Annotated in this window: 21 protein-coding genes, 1 pseudogene and 1 riboswitch; of the genes and pseudogenes, 6 read left to right on the top strand and 16 right to left on the bottom strand. The window is 65.5% G+C overall.

Annotated features, from left to right (window positions below):
* Positions 1-12: 12 nt before the first annotated feature.
* Genes rlmB through carD form a run of 5 tightly spaced genes read right to left on the bottom strand, consistent with a single transcriptional unit; the run spans position 13 to position 4,060 of the window.
* Entirely contained in the window at positions 13-945 is a 933-nt protein-coding gene (rlmB, locus tag H7K34_RS11000; protein ID WP_264061923.1) for a 23S rRNA (guanosine(2251)-2'-O)-methyltransferase RlmB, read from the bottom strand.
* Positions 946-2,355, bottom strand: a complete 1,410-nt coding sequence (gene cysS, locus H7K34_RS10995) for a cysteine--tRNA ligase (RefSeq protein ID WP_264061922.1) — start codon at positions 2,353-2,355, stop codon at positions 946-948.
* Positions 2,356-2,408: 53 nt separating this feature from the next.
* Entirely contained in the window at positions 2,409-2,888 is a 480-nt protein-coding gene (gene ispF / locus H7K34_RS10990) for a 2-C-methyl-D-erythritol 2,4-cyclodiphosphate synthase (protein ID WP_264061921.1), read from the bottom strand.
* Positions 2,885-3,556 (bottom strand): 2-C-methyl-D-erythritol 4-phosphate cytidylyltransferase, encoded by a 672-nt coding sequence (gene ispD / locus H7K34_RS10985; protein ID WP_264061920.1) that lies wholly within the window; start codon positions 3,554-3,556, stop codon positions 2,885-2,887. The genes ispF and ispD overlap by 4 nt, the downstream gene beginning before the upstream one ends.
* Positions 3,557-3,571: 15 nt before the next feature.
* Positions 3,572-4,060, bottom strand: a complete 489-nt coding sequence (gene carD, locus H7K34_RS10980; RefSeq protein ID WP_007166539.1) for an RNA polymerase-binding transcription factor CarD — start codon at positions 4,058-4,060, stop codon at positions 3,572-3,574.
* A gap of 312 nt (positions 4,061-4,372) precedes the next feature.
* Between carD and H7K34_RS10975 the strand changes: the two genes are divergently transcribed.
* The 3 genes and pseudogenes from H7K34_RS10975 (at position 4,373) to disA (ending at position 7,486) form a co-directional block, all read left to right on the top strand.
* Positions 4,373-4,927, top strand: a complete 555-nt coding sequence (locus H7K34_RS10975; protein ID WP_372510733.1) for a hypothetical protein — start codon at positions 4,373-4,375, stop codon at positions 4,925-4,927.
* Between the two features lie 50 nt (positions 4,928-4,977).
* Positions 4,978-6,399: a DNA repair protein RadA gene (gene radA, locus H7K34_RS10970; protein WP_264061919.1), complete on the top strand. Its 1,422-nt coding sequence runs from the start codon at positions 4,978-4,980 to the stop codon at positions 6,397-6,399.
* 14 nt (positions 6,400-6,413) lie between these two features.
* Positions 6,414-7,486: pseudogene (gene disA / locus H7K34_RS10965) on the top strand (DNA integrity scanning diadenylate cyclase DisA).
* 8 nt (positions 7,487-7,494) lie between these two features.
* Here the strand turns inward: disA and H7K34_RS10960 are convergent.
* The gene (locus H7K34_RS10960; RefSeq protein WP_264061918.1) at positions 7,495-8,301 is read right to left on the bottom strand and encodes a hypothetical protein; all 807 of its coding nucleotides are present in this window, start codon (positions 8,299-8,301) and stop codon (positions 7,495-7,497) included.
* A gap of 134 nt (positions 8,302-8,435) precedes the next feature.
* Positions 8,436-9,053, bottom strand: a complete 618-nt coding sequence (locus H7K34_RS10955; protein WP_264061917.1) for a carbonic anhydrase — start codon at positions 9,051-9,053, stop codon at positions 8,436-8,438.
* Positions 9,054-9,083: 30 nt separating this feature from the next.
* Here H7K34_RS10955 and H7K34_RS10950 point away from each other — a divergent pair, with 30 nt between their 5' ends.
* Positions 9,084-9,968 carry an HhH-GPD family protein gene (locus H7K34_RS10950; protein ID WP_264061916.1) on the top strand — a complete coding sequence of 295 codons (885 nt, stop codon included), beginning with the start codon at positions 9,084-9,086 and terminating at the stop codon, positions 9,966-9,968.
* On the opposite strand, the gene H7K34_RS10945 is transcribed toward H7K34_RS10950, so the two are convergent.
* Positions 9,951-10,706 (bottom strand): alpha/beta fold hydrolase, encoded by a 756-nt coding sequence (locus H7K34_RS10945; RefSeq protein WP_264061915.1) that lies wholly within the window; start codon positions 10,704-10,706, stop codon positions 9,951-9,953. The genes H7K34_RS10950 and H7K34_RS10945 overlap by 18 nt on opposite strands.
* Before the next feature lie 64 nt (positions 10,707-10,770).
* Between H7K34_RS10945 and mhuD the strand changes: the two genes are divergently transcribed.
* Both mhuD and H7K34_RS10935 read left to right on the top strand, forming a co-directional pair.
* Positions 10,771-11,091 (top strand): mycobilin-forming heme oxygenase MhuD, encoded by a 321-nt coding sequence (mhuD, locus tag H7K34_RS10940; protein ID WP_264061914.1) that lies wholly within the window; start codon positions 10,771-10,773, stop codon positions 11,089-11,091.
* 10 nt (positions 11,092-11,101) lie between these two features.
* Positions 11,102-12,439, top strand: coding sequence for a Cpe/LpqF family protein (locus H7K34_RS10935; RefSeq protein ID WP_372510765.1), 1,338 nt, complete (start codon positions 11,102-11,104; stop codon positions 12,437-12,439).
* On the opposite strand, the gene H7K34_RS10930 is transcribed toward H7K34_RS10935, so the two are convergent.
* The 8 genes from H7K34_RS10930 to H7K34_RS10895 all read right to left on the bottom strand — a co-directional run bounded on the left by H7K34_RS10930 (position 12,440) and on the right by H7K34_RS10895 (position 20,401).
* Positions 12,440-12,991: a histidine phosphatase family protein gene (locus tag H7K34_RS10930; protein WP_264061913.1), complete on the bottom strand. Its 552-nt coding sequence runs from the start codon at positions 12,989-12,991 to the stop codon at positions 12,440-12,442. It lies immediately after the preceding gene.
* Positions 12,988-13,791, bottom strand: a complete 804-nt coding sequence (locus H7K34_RS10925; protein WP_264061912.1) for a CbtA family protein — start codon at positions 13,789-13,791, stop codon at positions 12,988-12,990. Before H7K34_RS10925 ends, H7K34_RS10930 begins: the two co-directional genes overlap by 4 nt.
* A gap of 6 nt (positions 13,792-13,797) precedes the next feature.
* The gene (locus H7K34_RS10920) at positions 13,798-14,007 is read right to left on the bottom strand and encodes a CbtB domain-containing protein (protein ID WP_108920304.1); all 210 of its coding nucleotides are present in this window, start codon (positions 14,005-14,007) and stop codon (positions 13,798-13,800) included.
* Positions 13,991-14,151: riboswitch (cobalamin riboswitch) on the bottom strand. Its footprint overlaps the gene before it by 17 nt.
* Before the next feature lie 20 nt (positions 14,152-14,171).
* The gene (locus H7K34_RS10915; RefSeq protein ID WP_108920303.1) at positions 14,172-14,549 is read right to left on the bottom strand and encodes a YbjQ family protein; all 378 of its coding nucleotides are present in this window, start codon (positions 14,547-14,549) and stop codon (positions 14,172-14,174) included.
* Between the two features lie 79 nt (positions 14,550-14,628).
* Positions 14,629-17,163: an ATP-dependent protease ATP-binding subunit ClpC gene (gene clpC1, locus H7K34_RS10910; protein ID WP_264061906.1), complete on the bottom strand. Its 2,535-nt coding sequence runs from the start codon at positions 17,161-17,163 to the stop codon at positions 14,629-14,631.
* A gap of 309 nt (positions 17,164-17,472) precedes the next feature.
* Positions 17,473-17,811, bottom strand: coding sequence for a histone-like nucleoid-structuring protein Lsr2 (gene lsr2, locus H7K34_RS10905; protein WP_085223269.1), 339 nt, complete (start codon positions 17,809-17,811; stop codon positions 17,473-17,475).
* Between the two features lie 120 nt (positions 17,812-17,931).
* Complete coding sequence (gene lysS, locus H7K34_RS10900) at positions 17,932-19,440, bottom strand: lysine--tRNA ligase (RefSeq protein WP_264061905.1); 1,509 nt, start codon at positions 19,438-19,440, stop codon at positions 17,932-17,934.
* 136 nt (positions 19,441-19,576) lie between these two features.
* Positions 19,577-20,401, bottom strand: coding sequence for a type III pantothenate kinase (locus H7K34_RS10895; protein ID WP_264061904.1), 825 nt, complete (start codon positions 20,399-20,401; stop codon positions 19,577-19,579).
* Positions 20,402-20,403 lie beyond the last annotated feature (2 nt).

Raw genomic sequence — 20,403 nt, 5'->3', positions numbered from 1 at the left:
CCGGCAATCGGGTTAACTCCTGCGCTGACGCGCGATCTCGGCGAGCACAACCCCGGCGGCCACCGAGGCATTCAGCGATTCGGCATCACCGGCCATCGGTATCGACACCACCTGTTCGCAGTTCTGCCGTACCAGCCGAGAGAGGCCCTTGCCTTCGGAACCGACCACCACCACGATCGGGTCGCGGCCGTCCAGGTCGTCGACCGCGGTGTCGCCACCGGCATCCAACCCGATCACCCGCACCCCGCGGTCGGCCCAATTCTTCAGTGTCCTGGTGAGGTTGGTGGCTCGAGCCACCGGAATGCGGGCGGCCGCACCGGCGCTGGTTCGCCACGCCACCGCCGTCACCGAGGCCGAACGGCGCTGCGGTATCAAGACGCCGTGGCCGCCGAAGGCCGCGACCGAGCGAACGATCGCGCCTAGATTGCGCGGATCGGAGATGTTGTCCAATGCGACCAGCAACGCCGGGGGGGATTGCAGAGCGGTCGTGAGCAGATCCTCGGGGTGGGCATAGTTGTATGGCGGCACCTGCAGCGCGATGCCCTGGTGCAGATGGTTGGTGGTCATCCTGTCCAGGTCGGTGCGCGGCACTTCCAGGATCGCGATGCCTAAATCAGCAGCACGGGTGACAGATTCGGTTACTCGCTCGTCAGCCTCGATGCCAAGCGCGACGTAGAGCGCCGTCGCGGGAGTCCCCGAGCGCAAGCACTCCAACACCGGGTTGCGTCCGAGCACCGTTTCGGTTTCGTCGGTGCGTTTGGCGGGCCGGCGTTGCTGCGGCCGGCTGGCGCGCTTGGCAGCGGGATGGTTGGGGCGCATGTGCGCCGGCGGGGTAGGACCATGGCCCTCCAGTCCGCGACGCCGTTGGCCGCCCGAACCAACGGTCGGACCCTTCTTGGAACCAGATTTACGAATCGCTCCCTGGCGCCGCGAGTTTCCGGCCATCTACTTGTCGTCACCGGCCAGCAGCTCCCACTGCGGCCCGTCGGCGGTGTCGGTGACTTCGATGCCAGCGTTCTTGAGTCGATCCCGGATCTGGTCCGCCAGAGCCCAATTGCGCTCCTCGCGGGCCTGCTTGCGGCTTTCCAGTTCGGCTTGGACCAGCACGTCGACAGCCGCCAGGGCCGCCGAAGTCTCGTCGCGCGATTCCCAGCGTTCGTCGAGCGGGTCGCAGCCCAGGATCCCCATCATCGCCCGGATCGCACCGGCCTGCCGCAAGGCGCCTTCGTGATCGCCGGCGTCGAGTGCCCGGTTGCCCTCCGCTCGAGCGTGGTGGATCTCGGCAAGCGCGATCGGCACCGCGAGGTCGTCGTCGAGCGCCTCGGCGAACCGCGGCGTCCACTCACCCGAGACGACGCCACCGATGCGGACCCGCACCCGGTGCAGGAATTCCTCAACTCCCACATAGGCTTTTACTGCGTCCTGCAGGGCGGTCTCGGAGAATTCGAGCATCGATCGATAATGCGCGCTGCCGAGGTAGTAGCGCAGTTCGGGCGGGCGAACGCGCTGCAGCATCGCCGGGATGGACAGCACGTTACCCAGCGACTTGCTCATCTTCTCGCCGCCCATCGTCACCCAGCCGTTGTGCAGCCAGTAGCGGGCGAATCCATCCCCGGCCGCACGAGATTGAGCGATTTCGTTTTCGTGGTGCGGGAATACTAAATCCATTCCACCGCAATGGATATCAAATTCTGGGCCCAGATATGTGCGCGCCATCGCCGAGCATTCCAGGTGCCAGCCCGGGCGCCCACGGCCCCACGGCGTCGGCCATGACGGTTCGCCCGGTTTGGCGCCCTTCCACATGGTGAAGTCGCGCTGATCGCGCTTGCCGGTGGCCGTGCCCTCGCCCTGATGGACGTCGTCGATCCGGTGGCCGGACAGCTGGCCGTACTCGGGGTAGCTGAGCACGTCGAAGTACACGTCGCCGCCGCTGGCATACGCGTGACCATTCTCGATCAGGCGGTCCATCAACTCGACCATCTGGGTGATGTGGCCGGTGGCTCGCGGCTCCGCCGACGGCGGCAGCACGTCCAGGGCATCGTAGGCCGCGGTGAATGCCCGCTCGTAGGTGGCCGCCCACTCCCACCACGGTCGGCACGCGCCAGCCGCCTTGTTGAGGATCTTGTCGTCGATGTCGGTCACGTTGCGGATGAATGCGACGTCGTAACCGCGCGCCATCAGCCAACGGCGCAGGATGTCGAAGGCCACGCCGCTGCGGACATGCCCGATGTGCGGCTGCCCCTGAACGGTGGCGCCACACAGGTAGATGGAGACGTGCCCCTCGCGCAGCGGAACGAAATCACGCACGGCACCAGCCGCCGTGTCGTGTAGCCGCATGGGGGGGCGATCGGTCACGACGTGCCAGCTTACCTGCTAGTTCCGATCGGCCGACCGCAGAGCTCGCGGGGCTATGCGTGCGCGACAACCAGGGCAGTCGCGATCGCCGCCAAACCCTCGCCCCGCCCCGTCAGGCCCAGCCCGTCGGTGGTGGTCGCCGAGACGGATACCGGCGCCCGCAGTAGATCCGACAACACCTGCTGCGCCTCGGCGCGCCGCGGACCGATCTTCGGCCGATTGCCGATCACTTGCACGGCGGCGTTTCCGACCCGAAAGCCGTGCTCCGACAGTAAATCGACGACGTGGCGCAGCATGTCGGCGCCGCTGACGTCTTTCGACCGCGGATCGTCGACGCCGAACACGGCCCCGATGTCACCCAGCCCGGCAGCCGACAGCACGGCATCGCACAGTGCGTGCGCGGCGACGTCGCCGTCGGAGTGTCCGGCGCAGCCGTCGGCATCGGCAAACAGCAGCCCTACCAGCCAGCAGGGCCGTCCGGACTCGATCGGATGTACATCGGTACCCAGACCGACCCGCGGCAAGTCGTTCACCGGCGCACAATCGCTTGGGCCAGCAGCAGATCCAGCTGGGTGGTGATCTTGAATGCCAGCGGGTCGCCGTCGATGACCTGAACCTGGCCACCCACGTGCTCAACCAGAGATGCGTCATCGGTGAAAACCGCGCCGGCAGCGCGCTGATATGCGCGCAGCAACAGCTCGGCGGCGAAACCCTGCGGCGTCTGCACCGCGCGCAGCCCGGCCCGCTCCGGCGTGCCCAGCACCACGCCGTTGGCATCCACGGCCTTGATGGTGTCATGCAGCGCCAGCGCGGGCACGACGGCGCTGTGCCCGGCCCGCAAAGTGTCGACCACCCGGACGATCAACTCGGGCGGAGTCAATGCCCGGGCAGCGTCATGAACCAAGACGAACTCGGGTTCGCCGGGCAGGGCGGACAAAGCCAGACTGACCGATTCGGTGCGCCCGGCGCCGCCGGGCACGACGGTGGCTGCCGAGCCTAGGACTTGTTTGGCTTGATCGATGCGATCGGCGGGTACCGCCACCACGACATGGTTAACGACCCCTGATTTCAGCAGACCCGCGACGGCCCGCTCAAGCAGAGTGCGACCGTCGAGTTCGCAGAATGCTTTAGGGATACCGGCACGCAGCCGCTCCCCCAACCCCGCGGCCGGGACCACTGCGACAACTGCGCCCCCGACCACCTGAACTCAGGGCCTTCAGGAAGCGGCGGCCAGAACCTCGTCGAGGATGGTCTCCGCTTTGGCATCGTCGGTGCTCTCAGCAAGCGCCAACTCACCGACAAGAATCTGCCGGGCCTTTGCCAGCATGCGCTTTTCACCCGCGGATAGACCGCGTTCCTGATCGCGACGCCACAGGTCGCGGACCACTTCGGCAACCTTGTTGACGTCGCCGGAAGCAAGCTTTTCGAGGTTGGCCTTGTAGCGGCGCGACCAGTTGGTCGGCTCCTCGGTGTGCGGGGCCCGCAACACCTGGAAGACCTTGTCGAGACCTTCTTGTCCGACGACGTCACGGACCCCGACGTATTCGGCGTTGTCTGCGGGAACTCGAACGGTCAGGTCACCCTGTGCAACTTTCAAGACGAGATACTCTTTTTGCTCCCCTTTGATGGTGCGGGTTTCGATCGCCTCGACTAACGCAGCACCGTGGTGTGGATAAACAACGGTGTCGCCGACCTTGAAGATCATCTGATTCGAGCCCCTTTCGTTACTTCAGTCTAGCACGGCGGTCCAACACACGCGAAGCAACAGTGCAGGTCAGGGGCACAACGCGCGCTCAATAGGGGTTGACAGAAGCGGGAAGACGTGCAATCAAACACACTATCAATGCCGCCTGTTGCCCACGGCAGTGGGCCCGCTGCAGGTGCTGCGGTGCTGGTCTGCCACCTGCGCTACCGCTGGAGCGGCGTTCCTACTACTGTGCATAGTTGCACGGTTGACCCCGCTGTCATCGCGCCGCGACTTCCGCTGACCAGCCAGACCGAGCCCAGGAGGCATCGAGTGAACCGCTTCAAGAACAGCCTCGCGGTCCGCCTTCGCGCCCGAGTCGCCGCCGTCGGCCTGGCCGCGCTGGTAGCCGCCGTGCTCACCGGCTGCGGCGCCGGGCAGATCTCGCAGATGGCCACCCAGGAGCCTGCCGTCAACGGCAACAAAGTCTCGATCAACAACGTGGCGCTGCGCGACATCCGTATCCAGGCGTCCCAGACCGGCGACTATCTGCGACCGGGTAAGAACGTCGACCTGGTGCTGGTGGCCGTGAATCAGTCTCCGGACGTCGCGGACCGGCTGCTGGGCATAAGCAGTGACATCGGCACCGTGACGGTGACCGGTGACCCCAGCTTGCCCGCCAGCGGGATGCTATTCATCGGTACGCCGGAAGGCCAGAAGGTGGCGCCGGGCCCGCTCAACCCAAACAGTGCGGCCAAGGCATCCGTCAACTTGGCTAAGCCCATCACGAACGGCCTCAGCTACAAGTTCACCTTCACCTTCGAGAAGGCCGGGCAGGCCAGCGTGCAGGTGCCGATTTCCGCCGGGATGGCGCCGCCGGAGGCCTAAACCGCCGTGTTGCAGCGGGGCTTGTCGCCCCCGCCGGATACCGTCATGACGTGGCAAATGCGCGCTCGCAATACCGTTGCTCGGAGTGCCAGCACGTCACCGCAAAATGGGTGGGCCGCTGTGGAGAATGCGGCACCTGGGGCACCGTCGATCAGGTAGCCGTACTCGGCACGGTGGGCGGCCGCCGTTCGGTCAACGGGGCTTCGCGCGCCGTTCCGATCAGTTCCATCCAACCCAACGCCAGTCAGCACCGCGCGACGGGCATCGACGAACTCGACCGGGTGCTCGGCGGCGGCGTGGTGCCCGGCTCGGTGACGCTGCTGGCGGGTGACCCGGGGGTCGGTAAGTCGACGTTGCTGCTCAAGGTCGCCCACCTGTGGGCGCAGTCCGGACGGCGCGCGCTGTACATCTCCGGTGAGGAGTCCGCAGGCCAGATCAGGCTGCGCGCGGATCGGATGGGCTGCAGTTCAGACGAGGTCTACCTGGCCGCCGAATCCGACTTGCACACCGTGCTCGAGCACATCGCGACGGTCAAGCCCGCACTGGTGATCGTCGACTCGGTGCAGACCATGTCCAGCACCGAATCCGACGGCGTCGCCGGCGGGGTCACGCAGGTGCGCGCGGTGACGGCGGCGCTGACCGCCGCGGCCAAGGCCAACGGCGTGGCGCTGATTCTCGTCGACCACGTCACCAAGGACGGGGCGATCGCGGGACCACGCTCGCTGGAACACCTCGTCGACGTCGTGCTGCATTTCGAGGGCGACCGCAACGGCTCGCTGCGGATGGTCCGCGGAATCAAGAACCGATTCGGCGGCGCCGACGAGGTCGGCTGTTTCATGTTGCACGACAACGGAATTGAGGGCATAGCCGACCCGTCCAACCTGTTCCTAGATCAACGGCCCAGCCCGGTCGCGGGTACCGCAATCACGGTCGCCCTGGACGGCAAGCGGCCGCTGATCGGCGAAGTGCAGGCGTTGCTGGCCACACCGAACGCCGGTTCACCGCGCCGCGCGGTCAGCGGGATCGATCACTCCCGCGCCGCGATGATCACCGCCGTGCTGGAAAAGCACGCCAAGCTGCCGCTGGCCGCCAACGACATCTACCTGTCCACTGTGGGCGGCATGCGGTTGACCGATCCGTCCTCGGATCTCGCCGTCGCGATTGCGCTGGCTTCGGCATTGACCGATCTGCCGCTGCCGACAACCGCGGTGATGGTCGGTGAGGTGGGGCTCGCGGGCGATCTGCGCCGGGTCAGCGGGATGGACCGGCGGCTGGCCGAAGCCGCGCGGCAGGGGTTCACCATCGCGCTGATTCCACCGGGATGCGACGCCGTTCCACGGAGCATGCGAGCGCTGAGCGCACCCACCATCGGCGCGGCGCTGGAGCACATGAGCGACATCGCCGACCACCGCAGCAGCAGGCCCTGTGGACTCGAACGGCTAGACATTGCTACGCCGCGAGCCTTGGCGTAGCAGAATGACAGCCTGTGACCCGTCCGACCCTGCGTGAAACAGTCGCCCGCCTGGCACCTGGCACCGGGCTCCGGGATGGCCTGGAGCGCATTCTGCGTGGCCGAACCGGCGCGCTGATCGTGCTCGGCAACGACGAGAACGTCGAGGCCATCTGCGACGGTGGCTTCGCTCTCGATGTCCGCTACGCCCCGACGCGGTTGCGTGAACTGGCGAAGATGGACGGTGCCGTCGTGCTGTCCACCGACGCCAGCCGCATCGTGCGGGCCAACGTGCAGCTGGTGCCCGATCCGTCGATCCCCACCGACGAGTCGGGCACCCGGCACCGGTCGGCGGAACGAGCCGCGATCCAGACCGGTCACCCGGTGATCTCGGTCAGCCATTCGATGAACATCGTCACCGTCTACGTGGGCGGGGAACGCCACGTGCTGGCCGATTCCGCGACCATCCTGTCGCGAGCCAACCAGGCCATCGCGACCCTGGAGCGCTACAAGACCCGGCTCGACGAGGTCAGCCGGCTGCTGTCGCGCGCGGAGATCGAAGACTTCGTCACCCTGCGCGACGTGATGACCGCGGTGCAGCGACTCGAGCTGGTCCGTCGGATCGGCCTGGTGATCGACTACGACGTTGTCGAATTGGGTACCGACGGACGCCAGCTGCGGCTGCAACTCGAGGAGCTGCTGGGCGGCAACGACGCCGATCGAGAACTGATCGTGCGTGACTACCATGCCAGCCCCGAGCCGCTATCGGATGCACAGATGATCGCGACACTCGATGAACTGGAGCGTTGTCGGACACCGAGCTGCTCGAAATCACCTCGTTAGCAAAGGTTTTCGGCTATCCGACGACGGCAGAGGCGCAGGATTCGGCACTGAGCTCGCGTGGCTATCGCGCGATGGCCGGTATCCCGCGGCTGCAGTTCGCCCATGTGGATCTGTTGGTCCGAAACTTCGGCACCCTGCAGGGTCTGCTGGCCGCCAGCGCCAACGACCTGCAATCGGTCGACGGCATCGGCGCAATGTGGGCCCGCCATGTGCGGGAAGGGCTGTCGCAGCTGGCGGAGTCGACGATCGCCGACCCGCTCAGCTGACGGACCAACTACCCCGCGGGCGAGGGACCGGGACCAACCCCGGGCGGGGCCTCCGGCTGCGGCACCGCCGGCTGACCCGGCACCGGCCCCGGCGGGGGCGGCGGAACATTCAGGATGAACGGAACCGCGAGCGAGCGCAGATTGCCCAACTGGACGACCAGGTTGTAAGTGCCCGGGCCGATCGCCGGCCGCGGCAGCGGGCAGTGCGGCGAGGAGCCCATTCCCGTCCAAGTCACCGCCGTCGTCACCTGTTCACCCGGCGTGAAGGTCTTGACCAGCGTCTCGTTGGACGGTGCGCAGTCCAGGTTGGACCACAGCCGCTTGTTATCCAGCGAGTAGACGTAGGCGGCCAGCACAGCGGCACCCACGTCGCGCTTGCAGGCCACCAGCCCGATGTTGGTGACGACCATCGTGAATTTCGGCTGGTCGCCGATGAAGTATTGGGGAGCGTTGGTCAGACCCTTGACGGCCAGCGTCGAGTCGGGGCAGTCATCGCCCTCCTTCAGCACCGGCGGCGGCTGCACCGCAGCGGTGGGCGTCACGGCCTCGGGGTTCTGACCCTGCGGCGCCGGCACCGGGGTGACACCTTCCTGCCCCGGCGGCGGTGCTGCTTGCGGCGGTGGCGCGGCGGGCGTGTTTTGAGCCGATCCGGCCTTGTTGACGCTGGCGGGTTTGGCGCCCGCACCGTTACCCATGAAGGCAAGGACAGCCGCGACAGCAATGCCGATTACGACGACCGCGATCCCCAGGGCCAGCCCCCTGCGCCGCCAATAGATCTCCGTGGGTAGCGGGCCACGTGGTTCTAGATCCAGCACGATCACACCGTAAGTCCAGGTCACACCGATTTGTCCGATCCGACTCGGCGTGTCGCGATGTTAGCTGACCTTCGAACGTGTTAGGCCCGTGTTAGTGGCCCCGCGGCGCGAGGCGGAAACGGAGCTACTCGCCCCTACTCGCCAATGTCTCCGATGTGGTCGACCAGCGCCGCTCGCCCGTCGGCGAGGTGATAGGTGACCCCGGCGAGTGCCACCTTGCCGGCCGACACCCGCTCGGCGATGGCGGCAGAACGCGATGTGAGCTGGGCCAACGTCTCGCTCACATGCCGTGCCTCGAACTCGTCGACCCGACTCAGTCCGTCGCGGCGGCCCATCAGGATCGACGGTGCGACCCGCTCCACCACGTCGCGAACGAACCCCCCTGGTATCGCACCGTCGTCGACCGCGCCGATGGCAGCCTTGACGGCACCGCAGCTGTCATGGCCGAGGACGACGATCAGCGGAACGTCGAGCACCACGACCGCGTATTCGATCGAGCCCAGCACTGCCGTGTCGATGGCTTGTCCGGCGGTGCGCACCACGAACATGTCGCCCAGACCCTGGTCGAAGATCAGCTCGGCGGCGACCCGGCTGTCCGAACAACCGAAGATCACCGCGGTCGGCTTCTGACCGGATGCCAGGCTGGCGCGATGCTCGACGCTCTGGCTCGGGTGCGCAGGCTGTCCGGCGACGAATCGCTCGTTACCCTCTTTGAGTGCTTTCCATGCTGATACCGGATTGGAGATGGGCATGGGACACATTCTGGCGTGTTGCGGGCGGCGATGACTAGCCCGGGGCAAATCCCCGTTCATGAACTTCTGGGGTGGTACGAACGCACGCGCCGCGATCTACCTTGGCGGGAACCGGGTGTGGACGCGTGGCAGATTCTGGTCAGCGAATTCATGCTGCAGCAGACGCCGGTGGCTCGGGTGCTGCCGATCTGGACGGAATGGGTACAACGCTGGCCGACCCCGTCGGCGACCGCCGCGGCCAGTGCTGCCGACGTGCTGCGGGCCTGGGGCAAGCTGGGCTACCCGAGGCGGGCAAAACGCTTGCATGAATGCGCCATCGTCATCGCGCGTGATCACGGCGACGTCGTTCCCGACGACGTCGAGATCCTGTTGGGTTTGCCGGGTATCGGCAGCTACACCGCGCGGGCCGTGGCGTGCTTCGCCTACCGCAAGCGGGTGCCGGTGGTGGACACTAATGTTCGTCGGGTGGTTGCCCGCGCCGTGCACGGCCTGGCCGACGCCGGTACACCCTCTGCGACACGCGACCATGCCGACGTCTCGGCGCTGTTGCCGAAAGGTGATACGGCGCCTCAGTTTTCGGTCGCACTAATGGAATTGGGCGCCACGGTATGCACGGCGCGAACACCCCGCTGTGGGTTGTGCCCAGTCGATCAGTGCGCGTGGCGGCATGCCGGCTTTCCCCCCGCGCAATCCCCGGCCCGCCGCGTTCAGACCTACGCCGGAACAGATCGTCAGGTCCGCGGGCGGTTACTGGATGTGTTGCGCGCTAACGACTCTCCGGTTACCCGAGCTGCGCTCGACGTGGCTTGGCTGACCGACACCGCGCAGCGGGACCGCGCCCTGTATTCGCTGCTCGCCGACGGCCTGGTGACCCAGACGACCGACGGCCGATTCGGGCTAGCCGGCGAGGAATGACTCGACCGCCTGGCGGTACAGCTGCGGAGCTTCGTCGTGAATCAGGTGACCGGCTTCAGGAATAGCCAAATACGCTGTCGGAGAACCGGTCTTCGCCATCGCTTGCATCTGGCCCGGTGGGGTAACGGAGTTGCCGGCCTCGAGCAGCAGCGCCGGCGCCCGGCACGCTTGCCACTGCGTCCAGTAGTCCCGGGTTCCCCATTCGGCGGCGATCTCTATCCATCGCGAAGTATGGCCGTGTAGCCGCCAACCGGTGTCGGTGCGGTCGAAGGCATCCAGGAAATACTGCCCGGCTACCGGCCCGAATTCGCTGAATACTTTTTCCGCAGTTTCGAATTCGACCGGAAGAGCATGTAGCCACGGCTCCCACGGACCGGTGGTGCGGCCGCGGAAGTCCGGCGCCATGTCCTCGAGCACCAGCGCCGAAACCAATTCGGGACGCTGCGCGGCCAGACACCAGGAGTGCAGGGCACCCATCGAATGCCCCACCAGCCGTACCGGTACCCCCAATGTGGTTACCGCGTCGGCTAGATCGGCCACGAAGCGCTCGGTGCTGATCGGATGCGGGTCCTGCACGTCGCGCCCGCGATGCCACGGCGCGTCGTAGGTGTAGACGGTGCCCAGCCGGGTCAGCCACGGCAGCTGACGCGACCAGGTGGTGCCGCGGCCCATCAGGCCGTGCACCAGGATCAACGGCTCACCGTGCCCGCCGTGAGCGGTCAACAAGGTGGTGGGCATAGCACCATCTTGCGTGTCCCGCCCAGGGGTGGGACGAGGCAGGGGGCGGGGTAGCCTAGCGGACATGTCGCCAGTGGTGAAGATCAATGCCATCGAAGTACAAGCCGACGCCGGCCCTGAGCTGGAGAAGCGGTTCGCCCACCGGGCACACGCCGTGGACAACCAACCCGGCTTCCTCGGCTTTCAGCTGTTGCGCCCGGTCAAGGGTGAGAACCGCTATTTCGTCGTGACACACTGGGAGTCCGATGAAGCATTCCAGGCCTGGGCGAGTGGGCCCGCCGTCGAAGCTCATGCTGGTCAGCGTGCCAACCCAGTGGCGACCGGCGCGTCGTTGCTGGAATTCGAGGTGGTCATGGACGTGGCCGGGAGTAAGCCTACTGAGTAGGCCGAAAAGGCTGGGTCCCACGCGGCGCCGCTTCGTGGCCGTCACCGCGGCCGCCGCACTGGTCGCGACCTTGGTACCGGGTTGCTCCCCATCACCGTCACCACAGGCGAACGCGGCCAACGCCGGGCGGGCGATCGATACCCGGACGCCTCCCGGCCTGCGGGCTCAGCAGACCGTCGACATGCTCAACTCGGACTGGCCGATCGGCCCGGTCGGAGTTCGCACTCTGGCCGCGCCCGACAAGGTGGACTCGGTGGAAACCACCATGGAAGAACTCTGGTGGGATCGTCCGTTCGCCCTCGACGGGGTAGATATCAGCGCCAGCGTTGCCACGCTGCACCTCACCTCGTCCTACGGCGCGCGCCAAGACATCCGGATTCACACCGACGACGTCGGGCGGGTTGATCGGTTTGAGCTCGAGACACTGCCGCCGACCATCACCTCATGGCGTGACATCGACGCCACGCTGAGCAAGACCGGTGCGCGGTACTCCTATCAGGTCGCCAAGGTCGACAATGGCCGCTGCGATCCGGTGGTGGGCACCAATACCGGCGAATCTCTGCCGCTGGCATCGATTTTCAAGCTTTACGTGTTGCACGCATTGGCGGGCGCAATTCGCAACCACACGGTGTCCTGGGACGATCAGTTGACAGTCACCGAAAAGAGCAAGGCGGTGGGTTCGTCGGGCTTGGGACTTGCTCCGGGCGACCACGTTTCGGTGCGCACCGCGGCCGCGAAGATGATCGCCAACAGCGACAACATGGCTACCGATTTGCTGATCGAAAGAATGGGCACGCGCGCCATCGAATCCGCGCTCGCCACGGCCGGCCATCACGATCCGGCCAGCATGACTCCCTTCCCCACGATGTACGAGCTGTTCTCCATCGGCTGGGGCCGACCGGATCTGCGCAGCCAGTGGCAGAACGCGGCCCCGCAGGTCCGCGCCCAGCTGCTGGCACAGGCGAATTCAGCACCGTATGAACCTGATCCGGCTCGCGCCCACACCCCGGCGTCGGCGTACGGAGCGGAGTGGTACGGCAGCGCCGAGGACATCTGCCGAGTCCATGCGGCGCTGCAAGCCGACGCGGTCGGCGAGGCTGCACCGATCAAGCAGATCCTGTCCGCGGTCTCGGGTATCCAGCTGGACCGAAATGTTTGGCCCTATATCGGGGCGAAAGCCGGTGGCCTGCCAGGCGATCTGACCTTCAGCTGGTATGCCGTCGACAAGATGCAACAGCCGTGGGTCGTCAGCTTCCAGCTGAATTGGCCGCGCGATCATGGGCCGAAGGTAACGGGCTGGATGCTGCAGGTCGCCAAGCGGGCGTTCGCGCTGATCGCGCCGCAGTAGTCAGTGCAGCCGCAGCGTCCAGCAGTCGTTGCGGTAATGCATCGTCGTTGCGGCAACCGGTGCAATATCGATGCGCCAGAACGACTTCGGCCCAATGCCGAGAGCCACCAGGATCGCCGCCCGGATCACTGCCGGATGGGTCACCGCAACGATTCGCGAAGGTTCTTCGATCAACGACGCCAGCCATCCAGCCACCCGCTCGGTGAGGTCGACGACGGATTCCCCGCCGTGCGGCGCGCATGCCGGTTCGGTCAGCCACACCTCAAGGTCCGCCGCGGCCACGGCACCGAGTGTCTGTCCACGCCAGCTGCCACAGTCGAGGTCGGCCAACCGCGGCTCGGCCGTGGCCTGCAACCCGAGTAGCTCCGCGGTTTGGCGGGCGCGCCGCTCGGGTCCGGCGAGGTGACGTGTCCCGGGGCTATCAAGGCCCACAGCGGCTTTCGCCTGCCGACACCCGGTTTCGTTGAGCGGCTCGTCGGCCGGAAAGCGTACCGCCGCCATCGCGTCGGTCATCGCGTGCGACACCAGGGTCAGCCGGACGACCTCCGTCACGCCGCGATGCTCGATACCCGTCCGTTCTCGGAGCGCTCTGTCAGCAACCGATCGGCAAGTATCGCAAAGACCAGGCCGATGGTGACCCACAGCAGCAGCTGCGTGCCCAACGACAGCAGCCTGAATTCGTAGAGCACATCGGCGGGAAAGCCCGGGTAGATGATCGTGCCGGAGGCGTCGCGCAACGGCGCGGGCGTCTCGTCCACCGTTGGTAACGCCACCATCACCACCACGACGGCGACCAGGTAAGCCCCGGCCGCGAGCAGCCGTGAATTCCACCGGCCGAATCGGTCAGCCAGTCGCCGGGCCAGCAACACCGCCCCGCTCGCCAGCACCACCGACGCCAGCACCATCAGCAGATACCAGCCGGTGCGGGCCCCGATGGTATCGGACTGACCGACGGCGGGCGGGTTCGGCGGATATTTCACGAACGGCACCAGGTAGACCGCCACGAAGGCACCCACCGCCAGAAGCAGCGAAAGTTGGCGCGGCGCAGGGCTTTCCGCACGGCCTGCAGTGCGGGCATAGGTGACGCAGAACAGCACGGCGAACAGCGCACCCATGGCGACACCAAAAATCAGCACACCAAAGCCCAGTCCGGGGTTGGACTGCACGCCGCGGGTGAACAGCTCCGCGCCATGCTCATGCACACCGTGGGCATTCTCGGCGTCGGTACGACCGTCTTCGAAGTCGATCGCCCGGGCGATTACGGGTTCGGCACACAGACGGGCGAATACGAATGCCAGCACGGCGCCGATTGCGCCCGCCAGCAGCCCGCGTCCGATCAGACGCTTCTCCACGCCGGATCAGTGGCAGGGGAAGCCGAGGAGGTGGCGCGCATCGTGCACGAATTCGTGCACATGCGTGTCGCTGCCAAACAGCGACACGGCACCTTGATCGACGCCGACGAAGTAAATCGCCAACAACGCCAGGAAAGCGGTTGCCGCCAACCAGAGCGCGGCGCTCGACGCCGACAAATCTATCGCGCGTGCGCGGGTCGTCTCAGAACTGGACACTGCTGACTCCTTCTGGGAATGACGCGTCCCACCTTCGTGACGGGTTCCGGGTCTGACTCTCCACAGTGGCGCGACCGTTCTGGAATTTCACCAGATTCCGTTGCCCATCAGCAATAACTGATAACAGTCGTCAGTCTAATCGGACTGCACAGTAGAACCAATCACTACTGCGCGGGCTGTCCGCCGTAGCCCAGTTGGCTGGCGGTGTACTTCGCGGCATCCGTAACCGGCACCGCCTCCACTGCCGTGCCGTAGGCGCAGATCTCGGTCCACACGTCGCCGATCTCAGTGGTGTCGAACCGCATCGCGATGATCGCGTTGCCGCCGCGGTTGCGCGCCTCGGCGATCAGCCGACCCATCGCCTCGTTGCGACTCTCGGCGAGATTCTTGGTCATGCCGGCCAGTTCGCCGCCGAACATCGACTTCAGCCCGGCACCGAACTGGGCGAACGCATTGCGCGAGCGAACGGTCAGTCCGAACACTTCGCCGCAGACGCGCCGAATCTCCCAGCCCGGAAGGTCATTCGTGGTGACGATCAGCACAGCCGAACCCCTTAGCTCTCAGCACAGCAAAACGGGTGGTTAGTCCGGTCAGAGACTAACCACCCGTTTTGCTGTAGTGCTACTGGCTGTCGGGCGCGGCGTGCGCTCCGGCTTTCGTCAGTTCCGGCTCGGCCGGCGGCTTGCGCGCTCCGGCGAACGTGAACACCGCGTCCTCGCCGGCACCTTCGCCGTCCCAGTTGTCCACGTCGACGGTAACGACCTGACCGGGACCGACCTCGTCGAAGAGGATCTTCTCGGAGAGCTGGTCCTCGATCTCGCGCTGGATGGTGCGCCGCAGCGGGCGAGCACCCAGCACCGGGTCGAAGCCGCGCTTGGCCAGCAACGACTTGGCCTTGTCGGTCAGCTCCATCGCCATGTCCTTGGTCTTGAGCTGCTTGCCGACGCGTTCGATCATCAGGTCGACCATTTGGATGATCTCGTCACGAGTCAGCTGGTGGAAGACGATGATGTCGTCGATGCGGTTGAGGAACTCGGGGCGGAAGTGCTTCTTCAGCTCGTCGTTGACCTTCTGCTTCATCCGCTCGTAGTCGTTCTCGCCGCCACCCTGGGTGAAGCCCAGGCCCACCGGCTTGGAGATGTCGGAGGTGCCGAGGTTGGACGTGAAGATCAGCACGGTGTTCTTGAAGTCCACCGTGCGGCCCTGCCCGTCGGTGAGCCGACCATCCTCGAGCACCTGCAACAGGCTGTTGTAGATCTCCTGGTGCGCCTTCTCGATCTCGTCGAACAGCACCACGGAAAACGGCTTGCGGCGCACCTTCTCGGTGAGCTGGCCACCCTCTTCGTAGCCGACATATCCGGGCGGAGCACCGAACAGCCGCGACGCGGTAAACCGGTCGTGGAATTCGCCCATGTCGATCTGGATGAGCGCGTCGTCGTCGCCGAACAGGAAGTTGGCCAGCGCCTTGGACAGTTCGGTCTTACCGACACCCGACGGGCCGGCGAAGATGAACGAGCCCGACGGGCGTTTGGGGTCTTTCAGCCCGGCGCGGGTACGGCGAATCGCCTTGGAGACGGCCTTGACGGCATCGACCTGACCGATGATGCGCTTGTGTAGTTCGTCCTCCATACGCAGCAGGCGCGTGGTCTCGGCCTCGGTGAGCTTGAACACCGGAATACCGGTCCAGTTGCCCAGCACCTCGGCGATCTCGTTGTCGTCCACCTCGGCGACCACATCCATATCGCCTGAACGCCACTGCTTTTCGCGCTCGGCCCGCTGCGCGACCAGTTGCTTCTCGCGGTCGCGCAGGCTGGCGGCCTTTTCGAAGTCCTGGGCGTCGATCGCGGATTCCTTTTCCCGACGCGCGTCGGCGATCTTCTCGTCGAACTCACGCAGGTCTGGCGGAGCGGTCATCCGGCGGATTCGCATCCGCGCTCCGGCCTCGTCGATCAGGTCGATCGCCTTGTCCGGCAGGAACCGGTCGTTGATGTAGCGGTCGGCCAGCGTGGCGGCGGCCACGATTGCGGAGTCGCTGATCGACACCCGGTGGTGCGCCTCGTAGCGATCGCGCAGACCCTTCAGGATCTCGATGGTGTGCGCCACCGTCGGCTCGCCGACCTGCACCGGCTGGAAGCGGCGCTCCAGGGCAGCGTCCTTCTCGATGTACTTGCGGTACTCGTCGAGCGTGGTGGCACCGATGGTCTGCAGCTCGCCGCGGGCCAGCTTCGGCTTGAGGATCGACGCGGCGTCGATCGCGCCCTCGGCGGCGCCGGCACCGACCAGGGTGTGCAGCTCGTCGATGAACAGGATGATGTCGCCGCGGGTATTGATCTCCTTGAGCACCTTCTTCAGGCGTTCCTCGAAATCACCGCGGTAGCGGCTGCCCGCGACCAGCGACCCCAGGTCCAGTGTGTAGAGCTGCTTGTCCTTGAGGGTCTCGGGCACCTCGCCCTTCACGATGGCCTGCGCCAGACCTTCGACCACAGCGGTCTTGCCGACGCCGGGCTCGCCGATCAGCACCGGGTTGTTCTTGGTGCGCCGGCTCAACACCTGCATCACCCGCTCGATTTCCTTCTCGCGGCCGATGACAGGGTCCAGCTTGCCTTCCATCGCGGCAGCCGTCAGGTTGCGGCCGAACTGGTCGAGCACCAACGACGTGGACGGGCTGCCGGACTCGCCACCGCGGCCACCGGTCCCGGCCTCCGCGGCCTCCTTACCCTGGTAGCCGCTCAGCAGCTGAATCACCTGCTGGCGCACCCGGGTCAGTTCGGCGCCGAGCTTGACCAGCACCTGGGCGGCCACGCCCTCGCCCTCACGAATCAGGCCCAGCAAAATGTGCTCGGTGCCGATGTAGTTGTGGCCGAGCTGCAGCGCCTCGCGCAGGCTCAGCTCCAGAACCTTCTTGGCACGCGGGGTGAACGGGATGTGCCCCGACGGTGCCTGCTGCCCCTGGCCGATGATCTCTTCGACCTGGCTCCGGACGCCCTCGAGCGAGATCCCAAGCGACTCCAGCGACTTCGCTGCGACGCCTTCACCTTCGTGAATCAAACCCAACAGGATGTGCTCGGTGCCGATGTAGTTGTGGTTGAGCATCCGGGCCTCTTCTTGGGCCAGGACGACCACCCTTCGGGCGCGGTCAGTAAATCTCTCGAACATCGGTGGTTACCTGCTCTCCCTCACCATCGGTACTCCCTCGTTGTCGGCAAACGGGCCGACAGTGCGTACCTGGTGTCTACTGTAGTGGTCGGCCCGCCAGGGTTCTAACCTTGCGGTGCCTTGACGTTCAGGCCTGCTCGGCACCATCTGAGGAATCCCCCGGTGATGACACAGCCATAGCTGAAGAAACGAGACAAACCACCAATTCGTTTCCCCCGGACGCCGGGGATAATTACGCCACCAGCGAAAACAGAACCAAAACAGAACCGGCGCCCAGGCCTCGCGGCCGGGCGCCGGTCAACGGCTTATCTAGGTGGCAGCGTGGAACGCGTCGATGACGTCTGCCGGGATGCGGCCCCGCGTCGACACGTTGTGCCCGTTTCGGCGCGCCCATTCGCGGATCGCCGCGCTCTGCTCGCGGTCAATCGCCCCACGACCGCGCCCAGTTCCGGAACGCCCACGGCGACGGCCACCGACGCGACGGCCGGCTGCCACCCACTGCTTAAGATCACCGCGGAGTTTCGCGGCATTCTTCGTTGAAAGATCAATCTCATAGGTCACCCCGTCAAGCCCGAATTCGACAGTTTCGTCGGCGGCGCCTGCACCGTCGAAATCATCGACCAAGGTGACGGTGACTTTTTTCGCCATTTGCTTACCCTCGCGTTCTTCCTGAGCAGTTGCTGGGCAGTTTGGACCCACTCCCCGGGCACTAATCTGCCATATGAACGCAGCATATTCAATCTGAGCGCAACACAGAGTGTTGCGCTTTCAGCTAGAGTGCGGTCGAACAATCGGGAACAAAACTGTCTCTCTAATTGACAGCCCGGTCAAAGTCATCAACAACCGGTCGATACCCATTCCCGTTCCGGTACAAGGCGGCATCCCATACTCGAGTGCGGCGAGAAAGTCTTCGTCGAGCAGCATAGCCTCGTCATCACCTGCGGCCGCGGCGCGCGCTTGTTCGGCGAATCGCTCGCGTTGCACCACCGGATCGTTTAATTCCGAGTACCCGGTGGCGAGTTCGACGCCGCGCACGTAGAGGTCCCACTTCTCGGTCACACCCGGGATACTTCGGTGCTGTCGTGTCAAAGGTGTTGTCTCGACAGGGAAATCCTTGACGAACGTCGGTGCGGTCAGCGTATTGCCCACCGCGTGCTCCCACAGCTCCTCGACAAGCTTTCCGTGTCCGTAGCCGCGGCCCTCGGGAATCTCGACACCTAGCCGGTCCGCGATGGCACGTAACCGATCGACCGACGTCTGCGGTGTGATCTCTTCCCCGAGCTCCGCAGACAACGACGGATACATTTGAATCGACGCCCATTCTCCGTCTATGTCGTAGACACTGCCATCTGGCAACCGCAGTTGTCTGATACCGATGGCCTCGTCGGCCACCTCTTGAATAAGCTCTCGCGTGACGACTGCCGAATCGTCATACGTTCCGTACGTCTGGTAGGTCTCCAACATCGAGAATTCCGGAGAATGTGTGGAATCGGAACCTTCGTTTCTGAACACACGATTTAGCTCGAAGACCCTGTCGAATCCACCGACGATGCATCGCTTGAGGAACAGTTCGGGTGCGATCCTCAGGTAGAGATCGATGTCGAGAGCATTGGAATGCGTGATGAACGGCCGAGCTGCCGCGCCACCGGCCAACGTCTGCAAGATTGGCGTTTCGACTTCGAGAAACCCGCGCCGTTCCAGTGCGTTGCGTATCGCGCGTACAACGGCGATTCGCTGGCGTGCCACGTCGCGCGCCTGCGGGCGGACGATCAGGTCGACATAACGCTGCCGCACCCGCGATTCTTCACTCATGTCCTTATGCGCGACCGGCAGCGGCCGCAGCGACTTGGATGCGATCCGCCAGGAGTCGGCCAGAACGGATAATTCGCCGCGCCGTGAGCTGATCACGTTGCCGTGTACATAGACGATGTCGCCGAGGTCGACGTCGGCTTTCCAGGCCTCCAGCGAATCCTGACCGACCTTCTCCAGGCTGATCATTACCTGCAGGGTGGCGCCATCACCGTCTTGCAGCGTGGCGAAACACAATTTGCCGGAATTACGCGCGAATATGACCCGTCCCGCAACTCCGACGACGTCGGCTGTCGCGGTGTCGACGGCCAAGTCGGGGTAGGCGGCGCGGACCTGCGCCAGGGTGTGGGTGCGTTCGATGGCTACCGGGTAAGGGTCAAGCCCCTCGGCCAACAGCCGAGCGCGCTTATCCCGGCGTATCCGGAACTGCTCGGGGAGGTCTGCTCCGTTGTCTGCGGCGGCACTCACGACGTGCCAGCTTAAAGGACTTGGCGCGGCCGTCGCCGCAGGCGTCGAGTGTGCGCTGGTGGCTTCGAGTGTGGGGTCGCGGCGTGGAACCGGGTGCATTTCCGCCCTGTGCGCACGCTCAGCGCGAGCGAGAACGTCAGTGTGCGGTCTTGAGCCGGCCGCGCTGGGCGTCCCGGTTGCGCTCGAACACCAGTCGCAGCCCGTCCAGCGTCAGGTGCTGGTCGTAATGGGCAACGGTCTGCAGCTCGGACAGCAGCAGCGGCGCGGTGTGGCCGGTGGCCACCACCACGACTTGATCGCCTAAGTCGTCGGAAAAGCCGTCGACGTCCTCGCGGATGCGCGTCACCAGGCCGTCTACCAGCCCGGCGAAGCCGAACACCGCGCCCGCTTGCATGCATTCGACGGTGTTCTTGCCGATCACCGACCGGGGGCGGGACAGCTCGACCCGGCGCAGCGCGGCCGAGCGGGCCGCCGCGGCATCCGAGGAGACCTGCACCCCGGGTGCGATCGCGCCGCCGAGGAACTCCCCCTTGGCCGAAACCACGTCCACACAGATCGACGATCCGAAGTCGACGACGATGCAGGCTTTTCCGTATTTCTGAAACGCCGCCAGGCAATTGACGATCCGGTCGGCGCCGACCTCTTTCGGGTTGTCGACCAGCAGCGGGATACCGGTCCGCACCCCGGGCTCGATCAGCACGTGCGGCACCGACGGCCAGTACTGGTCGAGCATGACCCGCACTTCGTGCAGCACCGACGGAACGGTGGACAGGGCCGCGGCGCCGGTGAGCTGCTCGGAGTCGTCGCCGATCAGGCCGTCGATAGTCAGCGCCAGTTCGTCCGCGGTGACTTCGGACTCGGTGCGGATCCGCCAGTGCTGCACGACTTTTGCGTGCTCTCTGGCGCCGGACAGCAGCCCGACCACGGTGTGCGTGTTGCGAACGTCGATCGCAAGCAGCACGA

Origin of the sequence: Mycobacterium montefiorense, from assembly GCF_025823255.1 — a bacterium.
Classification (GTDB): Bacteria; Actinomycetota; Actinomycetes; order Mycobacteriales; family Mycobacteriaceae; genus Mycobacterium; species Mycobacterium montefiorense.
This window is presented reverse-complemented; position numbering and strand designations above follow the sequence as displayed.

Bases quoted from the DNA above. Each gene is read 5' to 3' on its own strand.
- rlmB (WP_264061923.1), bottom strand. From the start codon at position 945: ATGGCCGGAAACTCGCGGCGCCAGGGAGCGATTCGTAAATCTGGTTCC.
- carD (WP_007166539.1), bottom strand. From the start codon at position 4,060: ATGATCTTCAAGGTCGGCGACACCGTTGTTTATCCACACCACGGTGCT.
- H7K34_RS10955 (WP_264061917.1), bottom strand. From the start codon at position 9,053: ATGCCCATCTCCAATCCGGTATCAGCATGGAAAGCACTCAAAGAGGGT.
- H7K34_RS10950 (WP_264061916.1), top strand. From the start codon at position 9,084: ATGACTAGCCCGGGGCAAATCCCCGTTCATGAACTTCTGGGGTGGTAC.
- H7K34_RS10945 (WP_264061915.1), bottom strand. From the start codon at position 10,706: ATGCCCACCACCTTGTTGACCGCTCACGGCGGGCACGGTGAGCCGTTG.
- mhuD (WP_264061914.1), top strand. From the start codon at position 10,771: ATGTCGCCAGTGGTGAAGATCAATGCCATCGAAGTACAAGCCGACGCC.
- clpC1 (WP_264061906.1), bottom strand. From the start codon at position 17,163: ATGTTCGAGAGATTTACTGACCGCGCCCGAAGGGTGGTCGTCCTGGCC.
- lsr2 (WP_085223269.1), bottom strand. From the start codon at position 17,811: ATGGCGAAAAAAGTCACCGTCACCTTGGTCGATGATTTCGACGGTGCA.